Source organism: Nocardia sp. NPDC060220, assembly GCF_042727815.1.
Classification (GTDB): domain Bacteria; phylum Actinomycetota; class Actinomycetes; order Mycobacteriales; family Mycobacteriaceae; genus Nocardia.
The window spans coordinates 1-2,301 of record NZ_JBHWZY010001000.1 but is presented as its reverse complement, the minus strand read 5'-3'; the positions used below and the strand labels follow the sequence as shown (position 1 = coordinate 2,301).

Below are 2,301 nucleotides of genomic sequence, written 5' to 3'. Positions count from 1 at the left end.
GATTCCTTCAGCCGAGTGAAGGACTCGTCGATGATCTTCTCGGCCTCGGCGCGGCCGAGCCACTCCGAACCCTCGACGTACTTGCCCGGCTCGAGATCCTTGTAGCGCTCGAAGAAGTGCTTGATCGCCGACAGTTCGAACTCCGAGACGTCGCCCAGGTCCTGGATGTGATCCCAGCGCGGGTCGCCCGCGGGGACACACAGCACCTTGTCGTCGCCACCGGCCTCGTCGGTCATGCGGTACACGCCCACCGGGCGGGCCTCGACGATCACGCCGGGGAACACCGACTCGGGCAGCAGCACCAGCGCGTCGAGCGGGTCGCCGTCCTCGCCGAGGGTGTTCTCGATGAAGCCGTAGTCGGCCGGGTAGCCCATGGAGGTGTACAGGTACCGGTCGAGCTTGACCCGACCGCTCTCGTGATCGACCTCGTACTTGTTCCGAGAACCCTTGGGAATCTCGATGGTGACGTCGAACTCCACGCCATCTCCTTGCTCGTTCGAGTGCTGGTCTGTGCCGAATCGCCAGATCGTTCTGGGGAACCGTTGCGCAACGAGGATAGTGTGGTGTGCTGGTACACCGGTGCGGCAGGCGGCTGTAGTCGCGCAGTCGAGGCGTGTCGGTCGGCGTTGAGGGAGACACTGTCGTGGTCGATGCAGGCGGCAATCCGGGATCACCGGTGCAGGGGCGCCGGAGGTCCCGCTGGATCTGGTTGTCGGCAGTGGTCGTCGCGCTACTGGTGATCGCGGGCGGTTTCGCGGCGATCGCGCAGCCGTGGACGCCGGAATTCCGCCACGGCGGACTCACCGTGGCGCCGCCGCCGGACACGGGTCAGGTGTTTCCCGAGGTGGCCCCGGCCCGATCGGACGCGCCCGCGCCCACGGTGGCGGGCATCGCCGCGGCGCTCGCCGCGGTGGTCGGCAACCCTGATCTCGGTGCGTTCGCGGGTCAGGTGACCGATCCGGGCAGCGGGACGGTGCTGTGGAGTCAGGAGCCGGCCAAGGCGATGATCCCGTCGTCGACGGCCAAGATCATGCTGGTCGCGGCCGCATTGCTGACCTTGCCCGATGATCAGCGCGTGACCACGGAGGTGCTCGCCGGTGCGCCCGGCGAGCTGGTGCTGGTGGCGGGCGGGGACCCCACGCTCACCACACGGGCAGCGGGCGGCTACTACACCGACGGCGCCCGGATCGCGGATCTGGCCGCGCAGGTGCGGGCCGCGGGCCGCCAGGCGAACGCGATCGTGGTCGACACGTCCGCCTACTCGGGGCCGACCATGGCCTCGGGCTGGGACCCGATCGACATCCCGGAAGGGTCGATCGCCCCGATCGAGCCGATCATGCTCGACGGTGGCCGGTTCGACCCCTCGGCCGACTATTCCCCGCGCACCGCGAATCCCGCGCTGGACGCCGGGCGAGCGCTCGCCGCCGAGCTGGGTATCGATCCCGCCGCGGTGCGAGTGGGACCGGCCGCGCAGACCGGCGCTCAGATCGCGAAGGTCGAATCGGCCCCGCTGCGGGTTCGCTTGCACGACATGATGATTCACTCCGACAATGTGCTGGCCGAGACCATCGGACGTGAGCTGGCGGTGGCGTCGGGCCAGCCGGCCTCCTTCGCCGGTGCGGTCGCCGCCACCACGGCCGCCCTGTCGACGGCCGGATTCGATATCGCCGGACTGCATCTGGCCGACAACAGTGGGCTCTCCGTCGACGACCGGGTGACCCCGAAGCTGCTCGATTCGATCATCGCGACCGCGGCGGAACCGACCGGCAACGCCGCATTGGTACCGGCCGGAACACAGGCCAGGCCCGAAAACGACCCGCGCGCAGCGGCTCTCGCGCCGATGCTGGACTACCTGCCTGTCGCGGGCGGCACCGGCACACTCGCGCCGCGCTTCGTCACACAGAACCGGCAGGGTGCGGGGTGGGTGCGCGCCAAGACCGGAACTCTGAGCGTGGCCAGCGCGTTGGTCGGATATGTACTCGACCGCGACGGGCGGGTACTCACCTTCGCACTCATGTCGAACGACCGATTGCCGGAGCAGAGCAGGCCGGCGCTCGACGCGGTGGCGGGTGCCCTGCGCAACTGTGGATGCTCGTAGAGAACGGGTGACTATGACCGACAAGACCGAGCGCAAGAGTTCCGGGTTCAGCGGAGCTGTGGACTGGCGGCTGGCCGCGCGAACCGGGGCGGTGCTCGCTCCCTCCGGGCCGCGCGTGTCCCGGCAGACGGCCGAACAGGTCGTCGCCGAGCTGGCGTCTGCCTCGATACTGGCCGAACTGCCGGTGCGTGAGGTCAGTGGGC

2 protein-coding genes and 1 pseudogene are annotated in these 2,301 nt (G+C 69.3%); 2 read left to right on the top strand and 1 reads right to left on the bottom strand.

Annotation, left to right across the window (positions count from 1 at the left end):
* Positions 1–479 (bottom strand): inorganic diphosphatase (locus ACFWF3_RS32820; RefSeq protein WP_379317765.1); only part of this gene is annotated, 479 nt, incomplete at its 3' end.
* Between the two features lie 164 nt (positions 480–643).
* On the opposite strand from ACFWF3_RS32820, the gene dacB reads away from it, so the two are divergent.
* Together dacB and ACFWF3_RS32810 are read left to right on the top strand one after the other, a co-directional pair.
* Entirely contained in the window at positions 644–2,098 is a 1,455-nt protein-coding gene (gene dacB / locus ACFWF3_RS32815) for a D-alanyl-D-alanine carboxypeptidase/D-alanyl-D-alanine-endopeptidase (RefSeq protein ID WP_379317764.1), read from the top strand.
* 13 nt (positions 2,099–2,111) lie between these two features.
* Positions 2,112–2,301 (top strand): annotated as a pseudogene (locus ACFWF3_RS32810) (hydrolase); the annotation flags it as partial.